Consider the following 26,613-nt stretch of genomic DNA (forward strand, 5'->3'; position numbering starts at 1 on the left):
CTGCTCGTTAAGTTTACTTCTACCAAAAGATAGATTAGTTCGCTCCGCTCCTAAATAGAAGATTCCTCACATCAGGTACTATGCTCAGTAACAGGCTATGATTGCCCGTTCCACAACAAATAAACTTTCTTGTATCAGAGACACAAAAGCCTGTTTATGAAAGCCTGATTGAGATTGCTACGCCATTTCAGTTATTCGCAACTCGACAAACATCCCAACGCATTTCAAGCCAAAATTTACAAAGATTCTTGATTAATCTTGAGGTGGCGACTCTGCATCGCTTGTTCAAATAATTCGGTAGAAAGAGCTTGCTCTACCGACCAAATGCCCGGTTTTTTTAGTTCTCCTTCTAACATTAATTGAGCTATGCTGCCAGTACCGATGCCAGTAGCGGCGGCAGCATTGGGGTGTACCGCTGTCGAGCAAACTTTAGCGGGTTGACCGTTTTTGAGACCGGTCACTTGCGATCGCACTGCCACACCAACCCCACTAAAACTATTAGTAACACTGGTCATCCCGTAACTGACGTAGGAGAGAAATTCAATCACGGAGTTATTTTTGAGCCAGCTAGCGGGCCAATACTTGGCAACAAACCAGGTAAGGTGATTGTAAAGGTCGGGAGACGTACCAAATTTAGTCACAACGGATTTAACGGGGAAAGTTTCGGGCAAAGTGATTGCTTCCGGCATATCGAACCAGTAAACCCCTGTTTTGCCGTAGGGTGTGGGAAATTCAATTGTTTCGCGATTGCTGTAGGGTTTTACTTGTTGCCACTTGCGATCGACCCAAACGTCAAAAGGTGTTTGCAAGCCTAAAAAAGTGGTTCTCATTACTGTAACACCAGCACCGCCAGAACCTCCTACTACATAACTCAAATGGATGTGTTCTGCTTCATCTAATTGTTCCACATCTCGGCGCACCATGCTGTTAGACACACCGGGAAAAATGCCCGTGTTAATAATAGCAGTAATCCCAGCATTTTTAGCTGTTTCGCGCAATTCTAAAGCTCTGCGAGTAAAACTGCGGCTGTCGCTGACATCAGTATAATTAACACCTGCTTCTATGCAAGTTTTCAGTACACTAGCATCTCGGTAGTGAAAAGGCCCGGCACAGTGAACGACGAGGTTAGAGGATGAAACCGCTTGGTGCAAGGCTGCACTGTCTGCTAAATCTAAAGCTTGATACTCCACCCTATCCGGCGGCAATCCAGGCCCAATAGAGGCTTCAGAGTTGCGTCCGGTAACGGTAATTTCTGCGTCGGTATGGGTAACAAGGTCTTCGGCAACGCTGCTGCCAATTCGTCCTCGGCCCCCGACAATCAAAACTCGGTTTGCCATCGCTCAAAAAAGGGTAACGCTAATCTGAGTTTCTATATTTTCGCGCATAACTTGCATCTGCACAAAGGATGAATTTGTGATAACTCATATCTTGCACCAATGTCCATAACCCCAGAGGGGCGGGGAAAACCAATAAATCAAACTAATTGCATACAAGTTCAATAAACCCCCACCCAAGTATTGACAAGGTTGGGATGTCTGAGTTAGACTATGAGAATATGAACAGTGCGTAATATTTTTAATACTCCCTTATAATAAACCAAAAATAAAACACCATATAATAAACCAAATATAAAACACTATGACAGCAGAAGGTAATGTAGCTGATACGGGTATTGTAGAAGAAGCTAAACAACTAATCGCCGAAAAAGAAGCATCAGATATGCCTGAAGCACTCGAAATATTGAAACAGCAAGCTAAACGCGATAACGATAAAGAAAAAAAGGAAAAAATTAAAACAACCCAGAAAGCCTTTGGTGGCAGACATAGCCGATACAGCGGCAAAAAGAAGAAGACTACAAGGTAAGCTGCTCAAAGAAACATCTCCCAAAATTAGTCTGCAATTAGTGTAGTACCACGAAATTTAGAGAGTTTTGGGGGATGTCGAATTACTCACACTTAGTCATTTTGATACTTGCGTAATACCATTCAATTTAACTGACTAAGTGTGAAAATAACCTAGGCTGGAAGCACTAAAATTTAGGGAGGTGCAAAAATTATGGATAAGCTGACAACTGAAACACTGCTAGATTATTGCGATTCTGACGATTATGCCCTGCAAACAGAAGCATTGATACAGCTTGTAGATGCAGAAGTTTATGAGGCTGTACCGAAGATATTAAGATTGCTAAAATCCGCCGATGAATCAATTAGAGCCGATGCAGCCGAGGCATTAGGTTATCTGGGTTCAGAGGAAGTAGAGACAGTTGGCCTTGCATTAATGCCTTTGCTAAACGATCCAGAAGAACTGGTTAGGTCTGAAACAGTTGAGGCACTGGGAGAACTTGATTATACTCCTGCGGTTGCACCAATAGAATATATTCTCAGAAATGACCCTTCGGCACTGGTTCGCGCATCAGCAGCAGAAACTCTTGGATATTTAGAAGAACCATCCGCTATAGAAACTCTGGAGCTTTCACTGCTTGATGTGGATGAAGATAAAGCAGTTAGAGGGTATGCTGCTAATTCGATCGGGCTTTTAGGTACGCCGCAGCTATTGCCAAAACTTGAAGAGTATCTAAAATTAGAGCTTCCTTTATCAGTAAAAGCTGAATTGCTGGGAGCGAGGTACTGGTTGGGGGCAAAAGAAGATATCGAGAAGCTATTGAGTTTGTTGGATAATGCTGATGAACATTTAGCAACGATCATCCTGAATATTTTAACAGATTTGACCGAACGGGAGGATCAGCCAACATTGGCGAAAGATGCTCCCGATTTAGAAAGGGTATTGAGGGCGATCGCAAATCGTTTTCCCTTCACAGGGAATCAACCAGAAAAAATTCTCGCACTCGCACACTGATAAATCAATACAAACAAACGCAGATGTGATTCATCTGCGTTTATCTGCGTTCATCTGCGCTTGCTAAAAATCTTACTTCTCATTACTCCGAAATACCGACTTACCCTTCGCTTTCAGAGAATTAGCCGCATCTGCCAAAGTCTGCGCGAAAGGCTGCTGCGAGTGCATGAAAACGCGAGCGGTATTGCGTCCCGGCATACCCGAAATCGATCCGCCCGGATGCGTTCCCGCCCCCGTGAGAAACAAACCGTCGATCGGCGTTTTGTAATTAGCCAACTCCGGCAAAGGGCGGAAAAATATCATCTGATCTAGTGTCATATCAACGTGGTAATAATTCCCCTTCAAAGCCCCCAAACGCTCTCCTAATTCTGCCGGACTTTCCACGCGGCGGCCGATAATGGAATTCTTGATATTCGGTGAATATTCTGCTAATTTATCAATGCAGCGATCGGCAACTTTGTTTTTCAGCTCATCCGTCCACCCCGTACCGTGCTGGCCCGTTCCTTCAGCATTTTCGATCATGTAAGGAGCAAAAAATTCAATCCAAGCCGTATGATGTCCGGGGGGAGCCATTGACGGGTCTAGTACCGTCGGAAACACCACATACATCGATGGGTCTGAGTCGGGAATTCTGCCAATTGAAGGGTCGCTGTGAGCGATTTCAACGTGTCTCACCGAGTCTGCAATTAAAACCGAACCGATTAAATATTCGTCCCGATGATTCCAGCGCTCAAACTTGGGCATTTCATTGAGAGCTAAGTCTATTTTGAGAATAGTCTCGTTGTTGTTAACAATTTTGCGCTCCAATCTTTCCCGCAAATTCGGGTCAGCAGCATCGACATCGCTGTCATCCATTAAATGCAGAAACAAGCGCTTAGCATCAATATTAGAAATGACACCTTTTGTAGCGCGGTATTCCGTGCCGCCGGCAACTCGAACTCCCACAGCGCGACCGTCATCAATTAATATTTTTTCGACGTGCTGGTCGGTAAGTACCACACCTGAATAGGTTTTCACTAAATTGAGCAGCGCTTGCACTAATGCACCCGTCCCTCCGCGCGGTCTTGCCATGCCGGGATTGTGTCTCATTGCCAACATAATTGCGCCTACAGCAAGGGTTTTTTGGGAAGGAGGCGCGCCGAGTTCTGCGGCGAATCTTGCTAGGGGTGCTTTGATAAATTCCTCGTCAAACCACTCGTTGAGAATGTCTTCCGCGCTGGTGAGCATCGTGCGAATAAAGTCCAGCGTTTTGTCGGGTGAACCTATCACTGAAAATAAATCTTTGAGCTTTGCAATATCGTAGTTGCCGGCAATATCTATGAGGGATTTTGGTGGCGCATTAAACATGGGAATCATTGCACCTAAAGCCCGCTGCCAAAAGTCTGTATATTCGGCATATTTTTTAGCGTCGCGCTCGTTGTACCGAGCAATTTCAGCACAAGTTTTTTCTACGGATTTGTGCGCTAAGAAATATTTGCCGTCGGGATGCGGACAAAAGGCGACTGGATCGCAGTAAAGATATTCTAATCCGTATTTTTCCAGTTCTAATTCTTCTACAACTGGCCCTAAATGGATAAATTCGTGGTCGATCGCGCAAAGGTTGAATTTAAAATCTGGCAATTCGGGAATCGCAGCTTCAGTAGTTGCCGCGCCGCCGGGAACCGAACGTTTTTCTAACAACAGGACGGTATATCCCGCTTTCAGGAGATAAGAGGCGCAGACCAGTCCGTTGTGACCTGCTCCTATGATAATCACGTCATACGTTTGCATAGATGAAGCTCTGGGGATAGGATATTTTGCTTATTTTACAAATGTTAACAACTTGGCAGTCTCTACCAATAGAAATAGATTCATCTTAAGAGATGAGTTTGAGCATCTTACAAAAGAGAGAGCCTGTAGCAAATATTTAACTGCGATCGCCCTAATTTCCTCTCGGATTTTCAGAGCTATCGCCCTCTCAACAATCGCCCCAGTATTATACAGCATTTAGTCGAGTTTATCTGCGCTTCCCAAAAAAGTTAAGCATCAGCAATATCTGCCAGATAAACCCGAGTTTTTTAAACGGAGGAAGAGGCAAGAGGCTACAGACAAGAGAAAAAGTTTTGAGATTGTTTCCTTCCTCGCAACCCTGCGATTGGAATGAGTTAAGCCGTAGAAAAATTACTTACTCAACACTCAAAACTAATTACCCATTACCAATTACCAATTAGTACATTGAGAAATATTACTTTAGTTCCCGCAATGCTGCCTCAGCTTTTTCTGCACCATCATTGTTGCCTTGCTGGCGGTAAGTGTCGAGGGCTTGTTGAAAAGCTTCAATTGCTTCGGATTTGCGATCGCGCGCTTTGAGTGCCGTACCCATATTGTAATAAGCTTCTGCCCGATCTGGATCGAGCTGAATCACTCGGCGAAAAGTGTTAATCGCTCCTAAAAAATCTTGTTTTTCCAGTTGAATTTCCCCGATTCCTGCGTGTGCTGCCACTAAATTAGGTCGCACCGCAATAGCCCGCTGATAAGCTACCAGCGCTCCGTCGAAGTCGTTTTGAGCCTTGAGAAGTTCGCCAATTTCTAACTGCACTTCTGGATTCCGGGGCTCCAATTTGGCAGCTTCTTCAAAAGCTGCTAGTCCTTCGGAAGCGTGGCCAGTCCGCAGCAAAGCAGTACCTAATTTTAACTGGACGCTGGGCTGTTTGGGAGCGAGTTCGGCTGCTTCTTGGAGCACGGTAACTGCACTGGCAAAATTTCCCTGCTGCATCAATACTAAACCCATTGAAGAATAAGCTTGCCAACTTTTCGGATCGAGGGCGATCGCCTCTTGGTATGCTTTAAAAGCACCGCTGTAATCTTTTTGCTGAAAGAGTACCACTCCCAGACCGATCCGGGCATTGACATTTTTGCGATCGAGCACAGCGGCGCGGCGGTAAGCTGCGGCTGCTGCGGGATAGTTTTGCAAATTCGCCATAGCATATCCTAAGGCGTATTGGAAGTCAGCATTGTTCGGTTCGAGACCGATCGCTTGTTGGTAAAATTCCACTGAGGCTTGATAGTTGCCTTGACGCGCTTCTAAATAGCCAATACCAGAAAAAATCCGCGGGTTTTCTGTATCTAAACGCGCCGCTTGCTGATAAATGGCGATTGCCTTACTGTAGTCTCCTAAATCTACGAACTCGCGCCCTTGTCGCAGCAGAGCATCTAAATTTGAATCATTTTTAGGTTTAACTTCAACTGACGTTTCCGCTGAGAACGCTATCTGCGGCGCTGCGACAGCGAATCCCACTACTAACAGCGTACTGAATACCAAGAGACTTTGTTTGTGGACGGCCATTTGTTTCAAAGAGTGTGTGGAATAAAAGAGCGAACTGCTGTCAGCTTGCCAAACTGACAGCTTAGGGTTTGCCTGGAATTTTTGAGCGGCGAGATGTAGTAAACCTACAGAACTCGACCAACTCAAAATTTTCGCATTTGAGGCCAACTGATGATTGTAACAACAACTGATATCATCCAAGGAGCAGAAATTCAATCTTACTTGGGAATTGTAACTGCTGAGGTGGTCTACGGCACCAACGCCCTGCGAGATTTCTTCGCGGGCATTCGCGACATCATCGGCGGGCGCACCGGCAGTTACGAGGAAGTGTTTCTCAAAGGACAGCGAGATGCCCTCGCGGAACTGGAAAAACGGGCTCAGCGCCTGGGCGCGAATGCCGTAATCGGGGTGGAAGTTGACACCGGCACGATTAATGTAGACTCGAGCGGGGCTTTGCTGCTGATTACTGCCGTTGGAACGGCTGTAAGATTGCGTTAAGCTGTATTTTCTCTATACGTCCGCATTTCCTGTATACATCCGGGAACTTTTCTAACGGGATAAAATAGTCATCAGCCATCAGTCATCAGTCATCAGTCATCAGTCATTAGCTAATAGCTGTTGGCTGAGGGCTGATGACTTTTTCGTTTCTTTCTTCAGACATAGATAGTGGTTATTTCCCCAGGCAGATATAGTGTCTATCAATCTCAGCCACAATCAATGCTTAGGTGAAAGATTGTTAAAAATTAAAGCAACTCTCAGAGGAAAATAAAACCTATGTCATATGTAAATAGACCTGTAGATAACGTTGGTACCGAACCCGTGGTGGTGAATTCAGTCATGGAATACCACGATCGAGTGCGGTGGGGTCCGATTTTTTCAGGTTTGGTAATTGCGATCGCCACGCAATTAGTTTTAAGTGCATTGGGCGCTGCGATCGGGTTGAGCAACATTGCTAATTCAGGAGCTCCGCGCACTATTGCAGGGGACGTAGGTACCGGCGTCGGAATTTGGTCAATTATTAGTTTGTTAATTAGCTTGGGCGTTGGCGGTTGGGTAACTGCTCGCGCTTGCGGCCCGATGAACCGGAGCACAGCGCTTTTGAACGGAGCAATTTTGTGGGCAACTACCTTAACAATTGGCTCTTGGCTGTTAGCCAATGGCGTAGCAGGTACTTTTGGCGTAGTAGCTGCGAATGCAGGAGAAGCGATTAATCAAGCGCAGCAGAGCGGGGTGAATTTGCCGAACCAAGCGCCTAACGTATCTGCTCAGGATGCTCGCAATATTGCTGGTAATGCTGCGAAAGCTGGTTGGTCGTTTTTGTTCGGCTCGCTATTGGGTTTAGTTGCTTCGATGGTAGGAGCATCTGCGGGCGCGCGCACCCCTCGCCATCACTCGTAAAAGTTCGATCGGACATGGAAAGTTTATATTCATGAAAGCACTATTTTTTAGGTGCTTTTTTGTTTGTTTATCGTTCCCAGATTCTACCAGAAAACGCATTTCTGGAGGCAAAGCCTCCAGGTTTTTCAGTGGAGGCAGAGCCTGGTAATGAGTATAATGTTTCACCGAGGAATGTGCGGGCGACGCACCCTAGAAATTAAGCGGTGAAGTATTTGGCTGCTGGGTGATAGGTGATAATTGCGGTGGTTGATTGTTCGGGATAAAGTTGTTCGCTTTCATCCATGTAGAGGTTGATACGATCGCACTTTAACAATTCCAGTTGCTTGTACTGATCAGCCATGTTCGGACAAGCGGGATAGCCAAAACTGTACCGCGAACCGCGATATCTTTGTGCCAGCATATCGCGAATGTTGTCCGGTTCTTCGCTACCAAATCCCAATTCGCGCCGAATTCGCGCGTGAGTCCATTCTGCTATTGCTTCCGCTGTCTGTACCGCTAACCCGTGAAAGTAGAGATAGTCGGTATATTGATGGTTAGCAAACAGCTTTTGCGCGTACTCTGTAGCAATTTCTCCCACTGTCGCTACTTGCATCGGAAATACATCGATTTTACCCGATTCTTTGGGGGCGAAGAAGTCCGCAATGCACAGCCTGCGCGCCGATTTTTGCCGGGGAAATGTGAATGTTGCAGCGGGTGTCGATACATCTTGCCCGCCATCCATGATTTCTGGGTGGTATAAATACAAAGAATTGCCTTCAGCTTGACAGGGAAAATACCCATAAATTGCTTGCGGATGCAGTAACTTTTCGGCGATAATTTTGTGTTTCCATTCTTCCAAAATCGGATAAACTTTCTCAGCTAAGAAAGCATCGTATTCTTCCCGCGATTGGTCTTTTGGCTTGCGGAACTGCCACTGACCGGCAACTAAGGCTTGCAAATCTAAGTGCCAGAAAATTTCCTCAAAGGGGATGTCTTCTCCCTGCAACAGTTTTGTTCCCCAGAAAGGAGGAGTCGGGCGATCGATATCTGCTGCAACTGCTTCGGATCGCCTGGTATCTATCACCACAGGAGTGTCTGCTTTCTTTGCCTCTTCTACAGAAGTTTCTGGCGCAGCTTTAGCTTCTTTAACCGCCCCATTGTCATGCCCTATTTCATCTAAAAATCCTTGCAAGTCTTCCCATTTTCCAGCAGATTTTGCTGGCATGAGTTTGTCCATAAAGTGCAAATCTGAAAACGCATCTTTGCCATAAATTACTTTACCTTTGTAGGTATTTTGGCAGTCTTCATGTACAAACTTGGGAGTCAAAGCCGCGCCGCCCAAAATTACCGGAACCGTGATTCCTTTCTGGTTGAATACTTCCAGATTTTCTTTCATGAAGGCGGTGGATTTTACCAGCAAGCCACTCATGGCAATACAGTCGGCTTTGTGCTTTTCGTAGGCTTCGATGATATTGTCAACTGGCTGTTTAATACCCAAGTTAATCACTCGGTAGCCGTTGTTTGATAGGATAATATCAACTAAGTTTTTGCCGATGTCGTGAACGTCGCCTTTGACAGTAGCGATGATAAATGTTCCTTTGGCGTTGTCCCCGGATTCGGACTTTTCCATGTACGGTTCTAAATAGGCAACTGCCGCTTTCATTGTTTCGGCTGACTGCAATACAAATGGCAGTTGCATTTGTCCCGAACCGAACAATTCTCCGACTACTTTCATGCCGTCTAGCAAGAAGGTATTGATAATGTGGAGGGGCGGATAGGTTTCTAATGCTTTGGCGAGTTGGATGTCGAGCCCAATGCGTTCGCCGTCGATGATGTGCTGCTTGAGGCGTTCTTCGACGGGGAGGTTTGCGTCTTCTGTCCGATCGCGCTTGGTAGTTTTGCCCGCAAACACCGTTGTCAGGTCGCCCAAGGGGTCGTAAACGCAAATATCGCCGTCAAACTCCCGTTCGTCATAAATCAGTTTACGGCAGATTTCTTGGTGTTTGGGGTCGATTTTGGCGATCGGCAAAATCTTATTAGGGCTGACAATTGCCGAGTCCATCCCGGCTTGCATTGCTTCGTGCAAAAACATCGAATTCAAAACTTGCCGCGCCGCCGGATTCAAACCGAAGGAGATGTTAGAAACTCCTAAGATGACGTGACAACCTGGCAATTCTTGGCGAATGCGGCGGATCGATTCGATGGTAGCTTTGCCATTTTTTCTGTCTTCTTCAATCCCGGTGGAAATGGGCAATGCTAGAGTGTCAAAAAAGATTTCCTCGGCGGGAATTCCGTAGGCGACGGCGGCGTTATATGCGCGTTGGGCGATCGCAAATTTTTGGTCGGCTGTTCTCGCCATCCCGTCTTCGTCAATTGTCCCGATAACTATGCCCGCGCCGTATTTTTTCGCCAACTCCAAAACTTGATAAAAACGCGGTTCTCCGTCTTCGTAGTTAGTGGAATTCAGCAAACATTTGCCGCCTGCAACTTTTAAGCCTGCTTCCATCTTTTCCCATTCAGTGGAATCCAGCATTAAAGGGAGAGTTGCATTAGTCACAACGCGGGAAACTAATTCTTTCATGTCTCGCACGCCGTCGCGGCCGACATAATCAACGTTGACATCGAGAATGTGCGCGCCTTCTCGCACTTGTTCCCTGGCCATTGCTACTAAACCGTCCCAGTCTTCGGCGTTTAGCAAATCGCGGCATTTTTTGGAACCGCTGGCGTTGAGTCTTTCGCCGACAATTAAGAAGGAATTCTCTTGTTCGTAGGGTTGGGCGGTGTAAATTGAAGCAGCGGAAGGTTCCCAAGTAATTTCGCGGATTTTGGGTGTTAGAGTTTTGCCAATTTCTGCTAGTTCGCGGATGTGATCGTAGCGGGTGCCGCAGCAGCCACCGATGACTTGCACGCCTAAGTCTTCGACAAAGCGCATCAAGGCCATCTTTAATTCTATTGGCGTGAGTTTGTAGTGCGCGTGTCCGCCGATGTTTTCGGGTAAACCGGCGTTGGGAACGCAGGAAACGACGAAGGGCGAATGTTCGGAAAGGTATTTGACGTGTTCGGCCATGCGATCGGGCCCCGTGGCGCAGTTGAGGCCTAAAATGTCGATCGGGTACGGCTGCAAAATGGCTAGGGCGGCGCTGATGTCGGAACCGACTAACATTGTGCCGGTGGCTTCCATTGTGACTGATACCATTAACGGAATCCGCGCACCTTTTTTCTTAAATACTTCTTCAATGGCATTTAATGCTGATTTAATTTGCAGCACATCTTGACAAGTTTCGACAATAAATAAGTCAACGCCGCCGTCATAAAGTCCTTCTGCTTGTTCCGCAAAAGCGGCGGTGAGTGTGTCGAAATCGATGTGTCCTAATGTTGGCAATTTGGTGCCTGGCCCGATCGATCCTGCGACAAATCGAGGTTTTTCTGGCGTGGAAAATTCGGCGGCGATACCCTTGGCGAGTTCGGCGGCAGTTTTGTTGAGATAATATGCTTTGTCTGCTAAATCGTATTCCGCGAGTACGATGGAAGCGCCGCCAAAGGTGTCTGTTTCGATGACATCGGCCCCTGCTTCGAGGAATCCCCGGTGCACGTTGGCGACGGCTTCCGGTTTGGTGTGGACGAGATATTCGTTGCAGCCTTCGTATTCTTTGCCGCCAAAGTCTTCTGCGGTGAGGTTTTGGACTTGCAGGTTGGTTCCCATCGCGCCGTCGAAGACGATGACGGGGCGCGAGGGGTGGTGGAGTCGATCGAGGAATCTGCTATTCATAAGCGGTCAAAAAAAACGCAGGTGCTATATATTTACAATTTTATCTATTGTGCAATATTGTCAACAATTATGTGACTGTTGGCAAACGACTAATGACTGAAGGATTTAATGCTGCTGACAATAGTTCGATCGTACCTGTAATTTTACCGATCGCCCTGGATAATTGTCAAAATTCTGTTGTGGGCGAGGCTGCGGGGGGAAAACGGGCGAGTTGCGAGGGATTTTTTCGCTTAACTGCTGACCTATTTTGCGAAAATGCGATCGCCACAATTAAACGAGTGATGTTTAAGGGCGATCGGATTCTATTACAGCAAGCCGGGGAAGATGTAGGGGCAATAATTTTGGAATCAGAGTTTGAAAAACTGGACTATTTGATTGCCGAACTCAAACCCTCGCAATTCTTACCTGAAGAAGAGGCATATTATGAAGATGAAAGAGGAATCCACTGCATTTACCCAGACGAACTTGTAGAGGATATTGATAACATTTTAGCCGATGTCAATGAATTTGACCAATTATTTGGTTTGCTACCAACGCAAGAGATGGGAGAGGATGTTGATATTTGTATGCCAGCAGCTATTCTCATGTCTGTAGATAGATTGTGGATACCGGAGTACCTGATAGCCGAGAATCTATCCAGGAAATAATGTTATATTTTTTTTAAAATGGTAGTTTGGCGAGCCAACAAATCGAGAGGAATCGCAAGATGAACGTGCAAACAGTAACTCCGCCCGCTCCCGCCCCAGAGCAAATTATCCGCGAATCTAAGGTTGTTTTAAAAGGCGTTAGCTGGCAAACTTTTCAGGCGTTGCTGGCTGATGTCGGAGACGATCGCGCTTGGAGAATTGCTTATGATAGTGGAGTATTAGAAATTAGAATGCCATATCAAGAACATGAAGTCCCTAAACGACTTCTAGAAACTTTTGTTGAATCCATAGCAGACGATCTAGAAATCGAGGTAATGAGTGTTGGTTCTTTACTTTTAGAACGAGAAGATTTAACTCGGGCGATCGAACCGGATACCTGTTTCTATATCCAGAACGAAGCTTTAGTTAGAAGCAAAGATATTGACTTAGAAACAGACCCGCCACCGGATTTGGCTGTAGAGTCAGACTACACAAATTCTTCTCTAAATAAATTCGTAATTTATGCCGCTATGGGAGTTCCCGAACTTTGGAGATACCGCCGGCAAACCTTAGAAGTGTATCAACTTGTAGAGGGACAATACGAACGAGTTGCTCAAAGTTTAGCTTTTCCATTTTTTCCGGTCGCCGAAATACCCGGATTTATTGAACAAAGCAGGGCAATCGGACAAAGAGCGGCCGTCCGTTTATTTCGGACAAGAATTACAGAGATATTGCCAAATAGTGAGTCGAGCGACTAAGCAATATTATCACAGACTGTAAAACTGATATAATCAAAGAAAAGGCAAGGAGATAAAATCATGGTGGAGATAATTCAAGCCCAAAATGTCAAGCGGCGCGACTTAATAGAAAAGTTTGGATTGCAGCGCACTGACGATGCTCAATTTTTTCGAGAGTGGCAAGACGATTTACCGGAACTGACGGATTTGGAAAAGCAAACTCTAGATGAAGTCAAGGGTGACTACATTCACTTATCCGAGTATGAAATCTTAGAACCTGTCGTCAAGTTGGTGGTACTGTCTCCGCTGTTAAGACTAGCAGGTTTTTATCGCGCTCCTTTTTACTTGAGTGCTGAAAAAGAGGTGATAATTGAATCTGAAGATGAGGGGACAATTGTCAGAGGAAGGCTTGATTTACTGGTTTTTACCCCAGATTTTTGGGTATTGGTAATTGAGGCAAAGAAGGCACAATACTCGCTAGAAGCTGGAATTCCGCAAGCTTTAGCATATATGCTGGGAAATCCTCATCCTGAAAAACCTGCTTTGGGATTTGTCACGAATGGGATAGATTTTATATTCCTGAAATTGACGAATCGAGAAACACCTAAGTATGCTGAGTCCTATTCTTTCCCGCTGCGGAGCGAGGATGGGTTGTACACGGTTCTGAAGGTGTTAAAGCGCTTTGCTCAATTATTCAGGGAATAGGTCTTTGTATTGCAAAAAGTATGTAAGGGCGATCGCTATTATGGATGAAAAGCGCTTCTGTAACTAAAGCATTAAGATTTCTTTCTCATTTTTCTGTTGGAAGGTCTTTTAGGCAGCCGCTTAATTTCACTTTCCCCTCCTTGAACTTCTACTTCTTCTCTAATTTCTATATCTACACTTTTAACATCGCTTCCGGTAGTTTCTTCCTCTTCATCACTTCCCTCATAATCCGGTAAATTTTCTCTTGACTGCACGTCCAACCCACAATTTTGACTCGGCAATTGTGCAATTTCTTGAATAATTTCAGCTTCTCCAATCCCCTGCTCAATTTCTGCCGCCGCTAAATCTTCCTCCGCAGCAGGAAAGTTATCAATTTCTTGATTAATTTTAGTTTCTCTGATTTCCTTCTCTACTAGCTGCATAGATAACTGCTGGTTTTCCCTTGACAATTCCTCAACCTTAGTCGCAAGCATTCTAAGCTGTTCGTTAAGAACGCGAATTTCTCGGTTTTGCTGCTGAATCATTTCTTCGGCATCAGCAAGAGTTCGATTTCTATCTAATATCACCTCATTTCTAGTTTCTAATTCCAAAGCGCTCATGGCCGCTTTAATCACATTATAAAAATGCGGCTTAGATACATCAACTTGTTTAGCATTATGGCGACTTTTTCCCAAAAGTCCAATCTTTTCACCTTGCTTAACAGCCAAAACAAAACCTTGATGATTTTTTATTTTTAATTCCTTGACAAAATCTACTTGAACTAAACTGCAAATATATTTGTGACAGTCAAAATAAAATTCTGCTTTCATCAAAAAGCACCCCTTTCTGCTACAGTCCCGCAGAATTATACCACGAACAGAGTTTTTGCGGGAAATAAAAAAAAATAAATAATCGATCGCCCATTTTGGCCAAAACTAAATTTCATCATCAACCACATCTTCCGACAACTCTACCACACCCGCAATCAACTTCCAACAAGGGTCACCTCCCTCCCAATTATCGGGCCGCCAAGGCATACTCAAACTCACTGTTACCAAACAAGCTTTTTGCGGTCGATACCCCAATTCTAAGTTTTTAATAAACATCGGATCGGTAATTGTTGCAGTCAATTTTTGACCGTGCTGCGTGACAATAGATCCTTTCCATTTATTACCACCTTGCAATCTTTTAATTGGCTCGTTTACCGTAAATCTTACTGCTTTGACTAATTGCAAAGTTAGGCGATCGCACATTGGCAAAGACTGCATATATTCCACCGTAACATATCGCAAATCGTTGTGCAAAATATACTCTTGACTATTGTAATATTTCAGCAAATATGCTGGCGGAACTTTCCCTAATTGCCGCCATTCTCCCGGTAAAACAGAAAGATTTTCACACGCAAAGCCAAAGTCCGGTCCCGTCTTGGCTAGAGGGATTTCTAGAACATCTAACAACGCGGGTTCAAGTCTATTTATCAGCCACATTGCTTTAGGAATTCGGCCATCTGGTAAGTCGGAAACAGGACGCACCCACTTACATTGAAGTTCATTAATTCCGGCGATGCACCTGTCGCCGTTTTTCCAGGAATTAGCGAGACAAATTATTTGAGCCATTCGATTGTAGATTTGAGATTGTAGATTTGAGATTCATCCGACAATGATATAGTATTTTTAATAAATCAAAGATGATTAATTGTGACATTTTTCCACTTCTCGCTGAGATATTCAGCAACTAAGCGGCGGTGACAATTATGAGGTTTTGGTTCGCTACAAAGCAGACACCCGCCGTCTAAAATATCCGATGAAACTTTGTGTTCAATTTGTCGAGCGCCCATCAACTCCAAAAACTTCTGTTCATAAACATCCCAATCTCCCTTGTTCTTTTTATAATCATCCAAAATCTCTTGAGTCGGCGCTAAATCCAGAATGTGAACGTACTCAATATTGCCAATTGTTCGCAAAAAATACTCTAAATCTTTCCGCTTAGCAAAACCCGCCAACTGCGACACATTATTCAGCCGCGTATCTATCACCCTGCGGACTCCCGCTTTCATCAAAGTATCAAAAAATTGCTCGGCGCTTTTTTGAGTAAAACCAATTGTAAATAAATTAATTGCTTTCTTTTGTGACATAAGCGATTTCCAATCCGTGACGATAATAAGCTGTTTCTAAATCAACTATTTCCTGTTTAACTTGAGGCTCTAATTCAAACAAGCTTAGCTGAATTGGCTCATTATTTTTTTTTCCTTTGTTAAACTTGCTCAAAAGTCTTTCTTCTAAATGCTGGTGCGCTTCTAAATTGCCATCGGACAGAATGTGATTAATTTGTAAATTAAATTCTCTGACTTTGTGACAAACTAAAATAGTTCGATGACAAGTAATCGGGTCTTTTTCCGCACACATTAAACTTATTTTATAAGTGGCTGCGTTTTTGAGCAAGCGCTGAATTCCTTGGGAAAATAGAGGAGTTGCTGCTATGCGATCGTATAACGCTTTACCGCTAGAATCGTAACAGCTTAAATCCTCCGGCCTCGCGCCCAACTCTTTGCCTAAAAAAACATATTGAATGCCGACACTTGAGAGATAAGCTTTAATTTCCGATTTATTAAAATGAGATAAATAACGGCTGAACGGATGCGATCGCACGTCCGCAACCGCCGTAATTCCGTGTTGTTGCAGCAGCAAAACAAACGCTTCAATACTCAGATTGGAGTGTCCGATCGTAAATAATTCCATTGCTTCGATCTTACTATTCACTCTTTACCTTGCGGACGAGAGTTTGTGTAGCCCGATTGTTTCAACCTATAGACTTCAACCTGTGGGTTTTTTCACCAAATTTTGAATCAAAATTTGCACGGCCAGCAGCATCAAACCCACAGCCGCCATAGCAAAAACACCCGTCCCCAAAGCAGCCATTCCTACTACCAAAGTTCGCACGGCTACCGAAATTTTAATCGCAGTAATATTGTCCGAATGAACTGGCTTACTTGCAAAACTTTGAGCTATCGACATAGTTAGCGCGTACAAAGGTACCGCAAAGCTGCCCGCCATCAGCGAACCAGTCAGGCACCGCAATACTGTTGGCGACTTGGGTGGCAAAGCATCCTCAGCAGAACTTGGAGGTTGAGAACTAGAATTAGGATTAGTTAAATCAGCCATTGCGATTTTAGATTTTAGATTTTAGATTTTAGATTTCTGGTTAATTAACCAAAACTAAAAGCTCTGTTGGATGACATTTTATCAGTTCTTCGCTCTCAATAGACTCTGCGCAAAGTTAGATTCATCTTGACAATCGCCTGTTAGACGCATTTAACTCAGATCGCGATCGCACCCTCTTCGAGTTACACCCTCGAAATCGGCGGTTTCGTCTCGTTTCCCTCCGAAAAAATCTGAATTCCAGTATTGCTAAACTGTGCTACCCAAAAATCCAAATCGGGAGAAGCGATCGCACTTTTAACCCGTTCCAAAACCTGCTGAGCCTGCTCAGGAGACTCCGCCAGCGCAAACACCGTCGGCCCGGAACCCGACATCATCGTGCCCAAAACCCCCGCCGACTCAAAAGCCTCCCGCAACTGCAACACCTGCGGGTACACAGGCAAAGCAACTTTTTCTAAATCGTTGTGCAGCAATTGACCAATTTTCGATCGATCTTTTTTGGCGATCGCCCCCACCATCGGGCCCGAATGCAGCCGTTCCCGGCGGCACTCCAAATCTTCCGCTGCACAATAGGAACTACTGAACTGCTGGCGATAAGTTTGATACGCCCATGCCGTAGAAATACTGAGATTGCGGTACTTCGCCAACACCACAGAAAAGCCCCCCAAATCAGGCAATGGCGACAGTTTATCCCCGCGACCGGTTGCCAAAGCCGTACCTCCAGTAATGCAAAAAGGCACATCCGAACCCAAAGTTCCCCCCAATTCTTGCAACTCCGACTGAGTAAGTCCCAATTGCCACAGCAAATCCATCCCGACTAAAACCGCAGCAGCATTTGCCGAACCGCCGGCGAGCCCCGCCGCCACTGGAATCTGCTTGTGAATGGCAATCTCGACTCCGCCGTATTTGGCCAAAGCATCGGGGAATTGCTTCGCCAACAAATCCGCCGCCCGGTAGGCCAGGTTATTCTTATCAGGAGGGACTTGCGGGTGATCGCAGCGCACGCGAATCGTGTCCGTACCGATCGCGCGCAAGTCAATTCGATCGGCTAAATCTATGCTTTGAAGTACCATCGCCAATTCGTGATATCCGTCGGGGCGATCGCCTATGATTTCCAGATACAGATTGATTTTTGCTGAAGCTAACAGAGAATATGAACGCATAGGTGATTAAGCCGCAGGTGAAAGAAACCCCTGGTTGAAATTAATTGACACCAGTCCGAGTCCATTTTCTCACAACTCAAAGGAAATATTATGCAGGAAATGTGGAAAACTTTTTTTAGTTCCGGGCCATTTATTCCTCACGGTCACTGCTATCTCTGGCAGACCCCGTTAGTCTGGCTTCATCTTACCTCAGATTCGATCATTGCACTGGCGTATTTTTCCATTCCGATTACATTGGTTTATTTTATTTCCAAACGCGAAGATTTACCCTTTGATTGGATCTTTGCGATGTTTGGAGGCTTTATCGTCGCCTGCGGGATCACTCACATATTTGAAGTTTGGACGCTTTGGTATCCTACCTATTGGGTTTCAGGAACAATGAAAGCAATTACTGCCATAATTTCATTTGCTACAGCCATACTTTTGGTAGACTTAATGCCTCAAGCCCTAGCACTTCCCAGTCCCGCCCAGTTAGAATCCGCAAATTTACTCTTAGAAGCGGAAATTGTGGAGCGCCAATTAGCAGAATGTGCACTACAAAAAGCTAAAGAAGAATTAGAAATTAGAGTTGAGGAACGCACCGGAGAGTTAAAGTCTCAAACTCAAAATTTAGAATTAGCCAACCGACTCCTAGCATCTGAAATTGTCGAGCGCCAATTAGCAGAAGCTGCACTACAAAAAGCTAAAGAAGAATTAGAAATTAGAGTTGAGGAACGCACCGCAGAGTTAAAATGTCAAACTCAACAGATCGAACAAGCATTGTCTGAATTGAAGCAGGCTCAATCCAACCTCATTCAGAGCGAAAAAATGTCATCTTTAGGGCAATTGGTTGCTGGGGTTGCTCATGAAATCAACAATCCGATTAACTTTATTTACGGCAATGTTACTCCCGCTCGCGAGTATGCCGATAGTTTGCTAGAAGTGGTCAATATCTATCAAGAGCAGTATCCCAATCCCCTACCCGTAGTTAAAGAAAAACTCAAGTCTGTAGATTTAGATTTTATCAAATCTGACCTGCGCAAAATATTAATTTCTATAAAAAAAGGTGCCGAGCGCATTCTCGGTATTGTCAAGTCGCTGCGAATTTTTTCTCGCCATGATGAAGCAGAAATGAAATTAGCCGACATTCACGAAGGAATTGACAGCACACTGATGATTTTGCAAAGCAGATTGAATGCTAATCCGGGTTTGGTGAGCATTCAAGTTATCAAAGAATATGGCAATTTACCCCAAATAGAGTGCTATCCCGGACAGCTAAATCAAGTGTTTATGAATATCCTGGCTAATGCTATTGATGCTTTAGAAGAGGACAGCCACAGCCAGTCGATTGCAGCCAATGAAGCTAATCCCCGCCAGATTAAAATTTCTACTCAAATTTTAGACAGTGAAGTGGTAGAAATCCGAATTAGCAACAACGGGTCAGAAATAACAGAATCCGTGAGGAACCAGTTATTTAATCCATTTTTTACCACTAAACCAGTAGGCAAAGGCATAGGATTGGGTTTATCGATCGGCTATCAAATTATCACAGCAAGACATAAAGGCGAATTGCAGTGTATTTCTGCACCGGGGAAAGGTGCGGAATTTATTATTAAAATTCCCATGAGGCTGAAATAAGTAAGCCTATCTCAAAAAACAGAATACCCAGAATCCCGCACCACTTTAAGAATTCGGGTATCTAACAAAATCCTGAACTTCAAACCTCGCACATCATATTATTACTCAAATTTACCCATTGCGCCACGCTTAAATCTTCAGCGCGAGATTGAGGATTTATCTGTAACTCTTCTAACAAGTGAACGAGTTTATCTAAATCCACAGCCCCTTTCAAATTATTTCGCAGCATCTTGCGCTTGCTACCAAATCCCAACTTAACTAAATTCTCCAAATAGCGCGGATTAACCGCCGCAGTTTCTATCTGTCTGGGAAGCAGCCGCACCACGGCAGAATCGACTTTTGGAGGCGGAAAAAAGTCTTTAGACGGCACATCGCAAATTAACTCGCATTCTGCTAAATACTGCACCCGCACTGACAGCGCGCCAAAAGCTGTCGAACCCGGTTTAGCGTAAAGCCTTTGGGCCACTTCTTTCTGCACTAACAGCACGATCGAATCGAAGGGTTTAGCAGCAGGAACAGATATCGTTCCCAGCAGTTTTTGCAGGATCGGGCCGGTGATATTATAAGGAATATTGGCAACAACTTTATTGGGATTTTGGAATTTGGGAAAAGCCGTTAATTCAGCCTCTAAGTCCATTTCCAGGATGTCGCCTTGTAGCAGTAAAAAATTGTCGGTTTTGCCGAGTTGTTTGGCTAGCTTGAGACACAAATCTCGATCGATCTCCACAGCAACAACAGACTCAGCCGCAGGCAGCAAGCGTCGAGTCAAAATCCCCGTACCCGGCCCAATTTCCAGGACGCGATCGCGATCCAAAGAAGCCGCTTTCACAATCTTATCTAAGGCTTTCTCGCTTTTGAGCCAATGTTGAGCAAACTGTTTTCGGGGTCGGGTCGATCGCATTTTTTGAATTTTTGGAGAAATCTTAGCCTGTCATTCTATCACAGCTCAATATCTTTTCCCAACCTACGGTGATGTTTATTTTTGTTAACAGGGGTTGAATTAACCAAAAAAATTGGGCACTATAATAAGAACAAACGATAAAAAATAAATTTATTTCTTCCCAATTACCAACAGCACAACACGTAAGTCACGCAGACACTAATAGCTGTTTTTCCAAATAACCAATAACAAATAACCAATAACAAATAACAAATAACCAATTACCACTTCCCCAAAAATGAAATTCCAACGAGTATTTGGTACATTACCCAAAACCACAGCCAGCGCCCCCGGCCGAGTAAACCTGCTGGGCGAACACACAGACTACAACGATGGATTTGTACTTCCAACTGCGATTCCCCAGCGCACCACAGTACAAATCGGCTTCAGCAGTGACGATCGACACCATGTTTATTCAGCAGAATATGACGAACTCATAAATTTTTCAGACGACGATACCATACCGCAAAAATTCGTCAGTTATATCTGTGGCTGCCTGAGACTTGTAGAAAAAGAAGGATACAAAATACCGCCCATAAATCTCTACATTACCTCGACTGTGCCGATCGGAGCCGGTTTGTCCAGCAGCGCCGCTTTAGAAATAGCAACCCTCAGAGGAGTGCGCGCGCTGCTGAACCTCCCCCTAGACGACGTGCGCCTAGCCCAAATCGGACAGCAAGTCGAAATCCGGTATGCCGGCTTGAACTGCGGCATTATGGATCAAATGGCGTCGAGTTTAGCAGACACCAACACCATGCTATTGATCGACACCCGCAGCCTCGAATGCCGTCCGATACCTTTTCCCACAAACACAGAAATTTTAATAATTGACAGTGGCGAAAGCCACCAACTAGCAGCAGGAAGCGGCTACAACCAGCGACGCGCCGAGTGCGAGGAATCCGCGCGCATATTGGGAGTTAAAGCTCTCAGGGATATCGCCGATCCCCAAGCAGTGGAAGTATTGCCGGAACCCCTCAGGAGGCGAGCGCGCCACGTCGTTACCGAAAACAACCGCGTGCTCGCAGCGGTAAAATCTTTGCCAGCAAAACGTTTTGGCGAGTTAATGAATGCTTCCCACGCCAGCCAGCGCGACGACTACGAAGTTTCGGTGCCGGCAGTAGACACGCTGGCGGCCATCTTGCAGTCAATCCCCGGAGTCTTCGGCGCAAGGCTGACGGGCGGAGGTTTTGGCGGTGCTTGCGTAGCCTTGGTGGAGAGTGGGAAAGCGGGTGCGATCGCATCCGAGGCGATCGATCGCTACCAGCGCGCGGGTTATAGCGGCCGCGTTTTGGTTCCCGAAATTACAGTTAATTCTTAATTCCAGAACTATCTCCCGGTAGGGAAGGCCACCGCACAGTCACGATTACCGAATCCTCCTCGGCAGACCAATAATGAGGCACTCCCGGCAGCCAGAGAGCATAATCTCCTTCGCGAGACAGCAAAATTTCTTGCTCTGGAAATTGCAGGCGAAACCGCCCTTTTACCAGGATAGAAAGCGTCGTGGCTGCCGCATTGACCGCCCACTGAGTCCTCGAATCTCCGGCGGGGTGAGTGCCCCATTTTACCTCTAAAACAGAAGTCGATCGGGCGTCGTCTTCAGGCGTCATAAAATGACCCGCAAACCAACCGCCCCGACTTGCACCTTCAGCGCCCGCATTTCCGAAAACCACTTGAGATGACATCAGCTAATCAGGTAAAAAACAAAGATGCTTAGATCGGACATCTTGCACCATTTTTTATAAGCTTTTTAGGGGCGGGCAGGATGCCCACCCCACAAGAAATTGACTCTTTGTGGAACAGGCATCTTGCCTGTTCTGAGAATGGTGCAAGATGTTAGTTAGATATGACATCTTGCACCATTTTCAATAAGCTTTTGAGGGGCGGGCAGGATGCCCACCCCACAAGAAATTGACTCTTTGTGGAACAGGCATCTTGCCTGTTCTGAGAAAGGTGCAAGATGTGAGTTAGATCGGGGGACACCATCTAACTTATTACTTGCGGCCCGAAGGTTGACCCTCCGCAGTCGCTATTTCCCCAGCTTCCATCAACTGCTTAAAGCGGCGCAAATCGTCGGCAATTTGCTGTTCGGGAGCTTCGCCAAATAGTTTAGCAGCGCCAGCACCAATTGCACCGCCCGGAGGGTTGTATTCGATGACAACTTTTACCTCAGTACCGCGTCCTGCGGGTGCCGGTTGAAAGCGTACAAAACCCGAATTGTCAATATCAGCCCCTTCCACAGACGCCCAAGCAATTAAGCGATTTTCTGCTTCGCGGACAATCTCTGCATCCCATTCTACACTGTTGCCGATCGGCGCGCTGGCAATCCAGTGAGAACGTTTTTCATCAATCACCGCAACGTGTTTGAGATGCTTCATAAACCGAGGCAAATTTTCAAAATCGCGCCAGAAACGGTACAATTCATCAGCCGGTTTGTCGATCGTCACTGTCTTTTCAACTTTAATGCTTTGATTCGGATCGGCAGCCGACTGCAAACCCTCCACAACCCCCAGCCCGCGCGCTGCTAAACCGCCGCCCGCAACCGCCAGCAAAGCACCTCGCAAAGAACGCTGTGACAAACCAAAAAGCACCAGCGCCCCGCCGCCAATTAAAGATGCCCAGCGTTCGGTATCGCCGCTGTTAGTTTGGTTTTGTTTGTCGGAATTTGTGATTGATGTAGATTCCATTGTTTTAAACCTCGTCAATATAATAGCGAAAAATATACGATCGACAGTCCCTAATCAACTCGGCAGAATTTTTTTCATTTTTTAAGAATCTATCTCAACTGCAAACCCCCCTGCCTCTACCTAAAGTAAGGAGTAGCTGTAGGGTTCGTCAATCGATTGAAGAATTGAAGAATTGAAGAATTGAAGAATTGGATAAAGCGACCTCACGGATTCATCCGGGGGCTGGTTATCGGATGCTATAATCGATTGAAGAATTGGATAAAGCGACCTCACGGATTCATCCGGGGGCTGGTTATCGGATACTATGTTTTTTCTTTCTGCACGGATGAATCCGGGGGCTTGTACCCTGGCTGATGAAGGTCAGCATTCATAATATTTCGATTTTTAAAGGCTTTATTTAAGTGAGGCATTTGACAAGTCGATCGAACTTTCGTATTTTGCCTAAGTTGTAGGGTGCATCGTAAAAAAACCAGTTTCTGCGTAAGTCCCGCTCTTAATTTCAAATTAGGGGTGAGTGCTTTTCACTTACCCCTACCCAAACTTTTTGCACCTTTGAAACGGCCGTATAGCTGCAACCAATCGCCACAACAGCCGCGCAATTGCTCCTAAATATACTTGTCGATGCCGAGGGTCAAAATCGTGAATACTCCCAGCAAATGACCTGCGCTCATTGATGCCAGAAATGCGGGTACGCTAACATTGTTGAACAGAGACGGGAAGGGCAAAGGCATTTTCGGCCCCACGCGGGGATGCCAAATTACGCGGCTGAGAACTAGCAATGCTAAGACATTGCAAACAAACATCACTATCGGTTTTTGCCAATTTCCTGATGCTGTGTCAGTCAGAGTGGATTCTATTACTGCCAGTAAATTTGAGTTAATCATCGTTGATGCTCCTATTTTTCGTAGACTATACAGAGATGCTCGATGAAATTTCTTGCCAAAAATACAGCAGGGGCGATCGACTTTACGCAATAAATATCTGTTTTACTCTCAATATTCACCGCTCCAGCGGATCGCCCCCACCCGCAATTGTCGAATCACAGCAAAAAATCTTTTAATGCCATTCAAAAGTAACGAAAGATACAAAGGGACACAACCATAGTCGCTGCCATTTGTAACTTTGAGCCTGTCTGGCAAGGGCGGCATTTACTCACGCTGCCAGACAGGAAATACAGCTACTCATTAGTGAGCAATGTAGGTAGGCAGAAAGTGAAGAATGTCGCGCAGAACGCTATATCCAGCGGCGTCCCAAAGCAAATAAGCTAAGAAACCGATCATCGCTAAGCGACCGTTCCAAAGTTCTGCTTGCGGGTTGAAGCCAAACAGAAAGGCATTCCGATCTTTGCCGTTGTAGGCATTAGCCGTAGGAGGCAAGTTAGTAGGACGAGTTTCCATGTTTTTACATTCCTTAACAATGTTTCGCTTCTCATGGTAGCGACCTAATTTCTGCTTGGATATCTGCCTGTAGGCTCAAGCTAAACACAAGTCTAAAGGAGGATTTTGAAACAAGAAAAAAAGTGTTAACTTTTGTTACGAGAAATTTTTCAGCGAGATCCTGTATCTGTAGATACTGAATACAACCGCAAGTTTAGAGGGCTGCAGTGAAATGCCCGATCGCCCTGCAGCGACAAACAACGGCGCTTTTGACTCGACAATACTGAATCCGCGCTCTGCTAGAGGCAAGAAAATTTAGTAAATTTCAACTTAAAACCCGAACACGATCGCCCTTGAGTTAACTAAAATAGGAGATAAACAGATCGATCGGGAGAAACAGTTATCGAAACCATCTACGGCAATCTTCAAGGTTTAAAGTCCAGCCAGCTCAAGCAACTCGAAAAGCTGTACCACCAGCGACTACCGGGCGACCGCATCACCACAGCAGAATTCGCCCAGCGCGTCGCCGCCATCAGCACGGAAATAGACAAACCAATCTGCACCTACATCAACCGCCGCGGACAAGTAATTCGCGTCGGCGTGGGTACACCCCGCCAAACGCAGATTGCGCCCTTAGAACTGCCCCGCTACGGGGGAGGTCGCCTCAGCGGCATTCGCTGCATCGCCACCCACCTGAAGCCAGAAACCCCAAGCGAAGCAGCCCTCACAGCAATGGCAATTCAGCGCCTGGATGCCCTCGTTTGGCTGACACTGACCGGCGGAGGATTTCAGCGCCGCGGCGGCGGTGCGACTGGTTACATCCAAGAAACTTATCTCGCTCACTTGATACCCCAGGGAGACCAGCCAAATTTTGAGTTCTCTGTTTTGAGCGCTCAGTTAGAACCAGATTCAACTGATGAAATAGAAGAGCCTTCAATTCAAAAGTCACCAATCAAAACTCAACACTTTCCCTGGAAAATATCAGAACCGCTGAATTTGGACGAACTCGCCGACCAAGACTTTCTGGATTTGGTGGAAGGACTCGAAGCAGAGTTTGAAGCAGAGTTTGTCGCTAAGCAGGTCGATGCAGACCAAGACAAAGTGCTGTTAGTAGGTGTAATGACTCAGCACATGACTCAGTTGGATTTTGAGGACGGGCTCGCAGAAATCACGCGGCTGGTTGAAAGCGCCGGGGGTCAGGTGCTGCAAACAGTGCGCCAAAAACGATCGCGCCCCCATCCGCAAACAGTCGTCGGCGAAGGCAAAGTTCAGGAAATTTCCCTCACCGCTCAGACGATTAGCGCTAACCTCGTGGTATTCGATCGCGACCTGGCCCCCGCACAAATACGGAACTTGGAAACTCAGATAGGTATTCGCGTAGTCGATCGCACAGAGGTAATTCTCGACATCTTTGCCCAAAGAGCTCGATCGAGCGAGGGTAAATTGCAAGTCGAACTCGCTCAGCTAGAGTACGCCCTGCCCCGGCTCAGAGGTCGCGGTCAGGCAATGTCGAGACAGGGTGGCGGCATCGGTACCAGAGGCCCCGGGGAAACCAAACTTGAAACCGAACGGCGGACGATCGCCAAACGAATTTCTCGATTGCAGCAAGAAGTAAATCAACTGCTGGCCCACCGCTTCCGGCTGCGGCAGAACCGCCATCATCACGACGTACCCTCAGTGGCGATCGTCGGCTACACCAACGCCGGTAAATCGACTCTGCTCAACCTGCTCACCAATTCCGAGGTTTATGCCGCCGACCAGTTATTTGCCACCCTCGACCCCACAACGCGACGGTTGACCATTCCTGGCACTGTCACTGGGGAACCGCTGTCGATCGTCCTCACAGATACAGTGGGCTTTATTCGCGAACTGCCCCCCGCCTTGATCGACGCTTTTCGGGCTACCCTCGAAGAAGTCACTGATGCCGATGCTTTGCTGCACCTCGTCGATCTCTCCCATCCCGCGTGGCAGAGCCAAATTCGATCGGTGATGAATATTTTGACAGATATGCCCGTAACTCCCGGGCCAGCCCTTGTAGTTTTTAACAAAATTGATGCCGTAGATGGAGAGACTCTCGCCCTCGCCCGAGAAGAGTTTCCTCAAGCCGTATTTATTTCCGCGGCCAAAGGTCTCGGGATGGAAAGTCTCCGCGATCGACTAGCTCAGCTCATTCAATACGCCCTCTACCCTCGGTAAATACTTAAATATTCCTTTTAACTGGTTGACAGTCAGGAATACACGTACATATACTGAGGACAGATATCGTCGAACCATGAGATTATAAAAGAGTAGTCAGATTGTGCATTGCAAAGTACAATACAG

Annotated in this window: 26 protein-coding genes; 10 read left to right on the forward strand and 16 right to left on the reverse strand. The window is 45.9% G+C overall.

The window, feature by feature from the left end; all coding sequences use genetic code 11:
- Window positions 1-236 precede the first annotated feature (236 nt).
- On the reverse strand, window positions 237-1,337 hold the full coding sequence (locus tag QUA78_RS19750) for a saccharopine dehydrogenase NADP-binding domain-containing protein (RefSeq protein WP_333304667.1): 1,101 nt from the start codon (window positions 1,335-1,337) through the stop codon (window positions 237-239).
- 301 nt (window positions 1,338-1,638) lie between these two features.
- Here QUA78_RS19750 and QUA78_RS19755 point away from each other — a divergent pair, with 301 nt between their 5' ends.
- Window positions 1,639-1,863, forward strand: a complete 225-nt coding sequence (locus QUA78_RS19755; protein WP_333304666.1) for a polymorphic toxin type 34 domain-containing protein — start codon at window positions 1,639-1,641, stop codon at window positions 1,861-1,863.
- Between the two features lie 192 nt (window positions 1,864-2,055).
- Window positions 2,056-2,856: a HEAT repeat domain-containing protein gene (locus QUA78_RS19760; protein ID WP_333304665.1), complete on the forward strand. Its 801-nt coding sequence runs from the start codon at window positions 2,056-2,058 to the stop codon at window positions 2,854-2,856.
- 72 nt (window positions 2,857-2,928) lie between these two features.
- Here the strand turns inward: QUA78_RS19760 and crtO are convergent, their stop codons facing one another.
- Window positions 2,929-4,626, reverse strand: coding sequence for a beta-carotene ketolase CrtO (gene crtO / locus QUA78_RS19765; RefSeq protein WP_333304664.1), 1,698 nt, complete (start codon window positions 4,624-4,626; stop codon window positions 2,929-2,931).
- A 454-nt stretch (window positions 4,627-5,080) separates the two neighbouring features.
- On the reverse strand, window positions 5,081-6,181 hold the full coding sequence (locus QUA78_RS19770; protein ID WP_333304663.1) for a tetratricopeptide repeat protein: 1,101 nt from the start codon (window positions 6,179-6,181) through the stop codon (window positions 5,081-5,083).
- Window positions 6,182-6,331: 150 nt separating this feature from the next.
- On the opposite strand from QUA78_RS19770, the gene QUA78_RS19775 reads away from it, so the two are divergent.
- Both QUA78_RS19775 and QUA78_RS19780 read left to right on the forward strand, forming a co-directional pair.
- Window positions 6,332-6,658, forward strand: coding sequence for a YbjQ family protein (locus QUA78_RS19775; RefSeq protein ID WP_172184303.1), 327 nt, complete (start codon window positions 6,332-6,334; stop codon window positions 6,656-6,658).
- A 276-nt stretch (window positions 6,659-6,934) separates the two neighbouring features.
- Window positions 6,935-7,558 carry a hypothetical protein gene (locus QUA78_RS19780; RefSeq protein ID WP_333304662.1) on the forward strand — a complete coding sequence of 208 codons (624 nt, stop codon included), beginning with the start codon at window positions 6,935-6,937 and terminating at the stop codon, window positions 7,556-7,558.
- A 196-nt stretch (window positions 7,559-7,754) separates the two neighbouring features.
- Here QUA78_RS19780 and metH read toward each other — a convergent pair whose 3' ends face one another.
- Window positions 7,755-11,306, reverse strand: coding sequence for a methionine synthase (gene metH, locus QUA78_RS19785; RefSeq protein ID WP_333398980.1), 3,552 nt, complete (start codon window positions 11,304-11,306; stop codon window positions 7,755-7,757).
- A 92-nt stretch (window positions 11,307-11,398) separates the two neighbouring features.
- Between metH and QUA78_RS19790 the strand changes: the two genes are divergently transcribed.
- The 3 genes from QUA78_RS19790 to QUA78_RS19800 are packed head-to-tail and all read left to right on the forward strand — an operon-like array spanning window position 11,399 to window position 13,374.
- The gene (locus QUA78_RS19790; protein WP_333303651.1) at window positions 11,399-11,953 is read left to right on the forward strand and encodes a type II toxin-antitoxin system Phd/YefM family antitoxin; all 555 of its coding nucleotides are present in this window, start codon (window positions 11,399-11,401) and stop codon (window positions 11,951-11,953) included.
- Window positions 11,954-12,012: 59 nt separating this feature from the next.
- Window positions 12,013-12,690 (forward strand): Uma2 family endonuclease, encoded by a 678-nt coding sequence (locus QUA78_RS19795; RefSeq protein WP_333303652.1) that lies wholly within the window; start codon window positions 12,013-12,015, stop codon window positions 12,688-12,690.
- A 60-nt stretch (window positions 12,691-12,750) separates the two neighbouring features.
- On the forward strand, window positions 12,751-13,374 hold the full coding sequence (locus tag QUA78_RS19800; protein WP_333303653.1) for a type I restriction enzyme HsdR N-terminal domain-containing protein: 624 nt from the start codon (window positions 12,751-12,753) through the stop codon (window positions 13,372-13,374).
- 71 nt (window positions 13,375-13,445) lie between these two features.
- Here the strand turns inward: QUA78_RS19800 and QUA78_RS19805 are convergent, their stop codons facing one another.
- From QUA78_RS19805 to ispE, 6 genes are all read right to left on the reverse strand, one after another.
- Window positions 13,446-14,183, reverse strand: a complete 738-nt coding sequence (locus tag QUA78_RS19805) for a hypothetical protein (protein ID WP_333303654.1) — start codon at window positions 14,181-14,183, stop codon at window positions 13,446-13,448.
- A 105-nt stretch (window positions 14,184-14,288) separates the two neighbouring features.
- Window positions 14,289-14,969 carry a dual OB domain-containing protein gene (locus tag QUA78_RS19810; RefSeq protein ID WP_333303655.1) on the reverse strand — a complete coding sequence of 227 codons (681 nt, stop codon included), beginning with the start codon at window positions 14,967-14,969 and terminating at the stop codon, window positions 14,289-14,291.
- A gap of 65 nt (window positions 14,970-15,034) precedes the next feature.
- A complete protein-coding gene (locus tag QUA78_RS19815; RefSeq protein ID WP_333303656.1) occupies window positions 15,035-15,487 on the reverse strand; it encodes a DUF488 domain-containing protein in 453 nt (150 codons plus the stop codon).
- Window positions 15,465-16,091: a DUF488 domain-containing protein gene (locus QUA78_RS19820; protein ID WP_333303673.1), complete on the reverse strand. Its 627-nt coding sequence runs from the start codon at window positions 16,089-16,091 to the stop codon at window positions 15,465-15,467. Before QUA78_RS19820 ends, QUA78_RS19815 begins: the two co-directional genes overlap by 23 nt.
- A gap of 75 nt (window positions 16,092-16,166) precedes the next feature.
- On the reverse strand, window positions 16,167-16,514 hold the full coding sequence (locus QUA78_RS19825) for a DUF3082 domain-containing protein (protein ID WP_333303657.1): 348 nt from the start codon (window positions 16,512-16,514) through the stop codon (window positions 16,167-16,169).
- Between the two features lie 182 nt (window positions 16,515-16,696).
- Window positions 16,697-17,674, reverse strand: coding sequence for a 4-(cytidine 5'-diphospho)-2-C-methyl-D-erythritol kinase (gene ispE, locus QUA78_RS19830; protein WP_333303658.1), 978 nt, complete (start codon window positions 17,672-17,674; stop codon window positions 16,697-16,699).
- A gap of 90 nt (window positions 17,675-17,764) precedes the next feature.
- On the opposite strand from ispE, the gene QUA78_RS19835 reads away from it, so the two are divergent.
- A complete protein-coding gene (locus tag QUA78_RS19835; protein WP_333303659.1) occupies window positions 17,765-19,291 on the forward strand; it encodes an ATP-binding protein in 1,527 nt (508 codons plus the stop codon).
- 79 nt (window positions 19,292-19,370) lie between these two features.
- On the opposite strand, the gene rsmA is transcribed toward QUA78_RS19835, so the two are convergent.
- Window positions 19,371-20,192: a 16S rRNA (adenine(1518)-N(6)/adenine(1519)-N(6))-dimethyltransferase RsmA gene (gene rsmA / locus QUA78_RS19840; RefSeq protein ID WP_333303660.1), complete on the reverse strand. Its 822-nt coding sequence runs from the start codon at window positions 20,190-20,192 to the stop codon at window positions 19,371-19,373.
- 277 nt (window positions 20,193-20,469) lie between these two features.
- Here rsmA and galK point away from each other — a divergent pair, with 277 nt between their 5' ends.
- Window positions 20,470-21,549: a galactokinase gene (galK, locus tag QUA78_RS19845; protein ID WP_333303661.1), complete on the forward strand. Its 1,080-nt coding sequence runs from the start codon at window positions 20,470-20,472 to the stop codon at window positions 21,547-21,549.
- Here the strand turns inward: galK and QUA78_RS19850 are convergent.
- The 5 genes from QUA78_RS19850 to QUA78_RS19870 all read right to left on the reverse strand — a co-directional run bounded on the left by QUA78_RS19850 (window position 21,539) and on the right by QUA78_RS19870 (window position 24,842).
- Window positions 21,539-21,913: a signal peptidase I gene (locus QUA78_RS19850; RefSeq protein WP_333303662.1), complete on the reverse strand. Its 375-nt coding sequence runs from the start codon at window positions 21,911-21,913 to the stop codon at window positions 21,539-21,541. The genes galK and QUA78_RS19850 overlap by 11 nt on opposite strands.
- Window positions 21,914-22,222: 309 nt before the next feature.
- Window positions 22,223-22,915: an SRPBCC family protein gene (locus QUA78_RS19855; protein ID WP_333303663.1), complete on the reverse strand. Its 693-nt coding sequence runs from the start codon at window positions 22,913-22,915 to the stop codon at window positions 22,223-22,225.
- 605 nt (window positions 22,916-23,520) lie between these two features.
- Window positions 23,521-23,799 (reverse strand): Photosystem I reaction center subunit PsaK, encoded by a 279-nt coding sequence (locus tag QUA78_RS19860; protein ID WP_333303664.1) that lies wholly within the window; start codon window positions 23,797-23,799, stop codon window positions 23,521-23,523.
- 300 nt (window positions 23,800-24,099) lie between these two features.
- On the reverse strand, window positions 24,100-24,312 hold the full coding sequence (locus QUA78_RS19865; protein ID WP_006634547.1) for a chlorophyll a/b-binding protein: 213 nt from the start codon (window positions 24,310-24,312) through the stop codon (window positions 24,100-24,102).
- A gap of 404 nt (window positions 24,313-24,716) precedes the next feature.
- Complete coding sequence (locus QUA78_RS19870; protein WP_263053573.1) at window positions 24,717-24,842, reverse strand: hypothetical protein; 126 nt, start codon at window positions 24,840-24,842, stop codon at window positions 24,717-24,719.
- A gap of 49 nt (window positions 24,843-24,891) precedes the next feature.
- On the opposite strand from QUA78_RS19870, the gene hflX reads away from it, so the two are divergent.
- The gene (gene hflX / locus QUA78_RS19875; protein ID WP_333303666.1) at window positions 24,892-26,487 is read left to right on the forward strand and encodes a GTPase HflX; all 1,596 of its coding nucleotides are present in this window, start codon (window positions 24,892-24,894) and stop codon (window positions 26,485-26,487) included.
- Window positions 26,488-26,613 lie beyond the last annotated feature (126 nt).

Origin of the sequence: Microcoleus sp. K4-B3 (assembly GCF_036704615.1) — a bacterium.
Lineage (GTDB): Bacteria > Cyanobacteriota > Cyanobacteriia > Cyanobacteriales > Microcoleaceae > Microcoleus.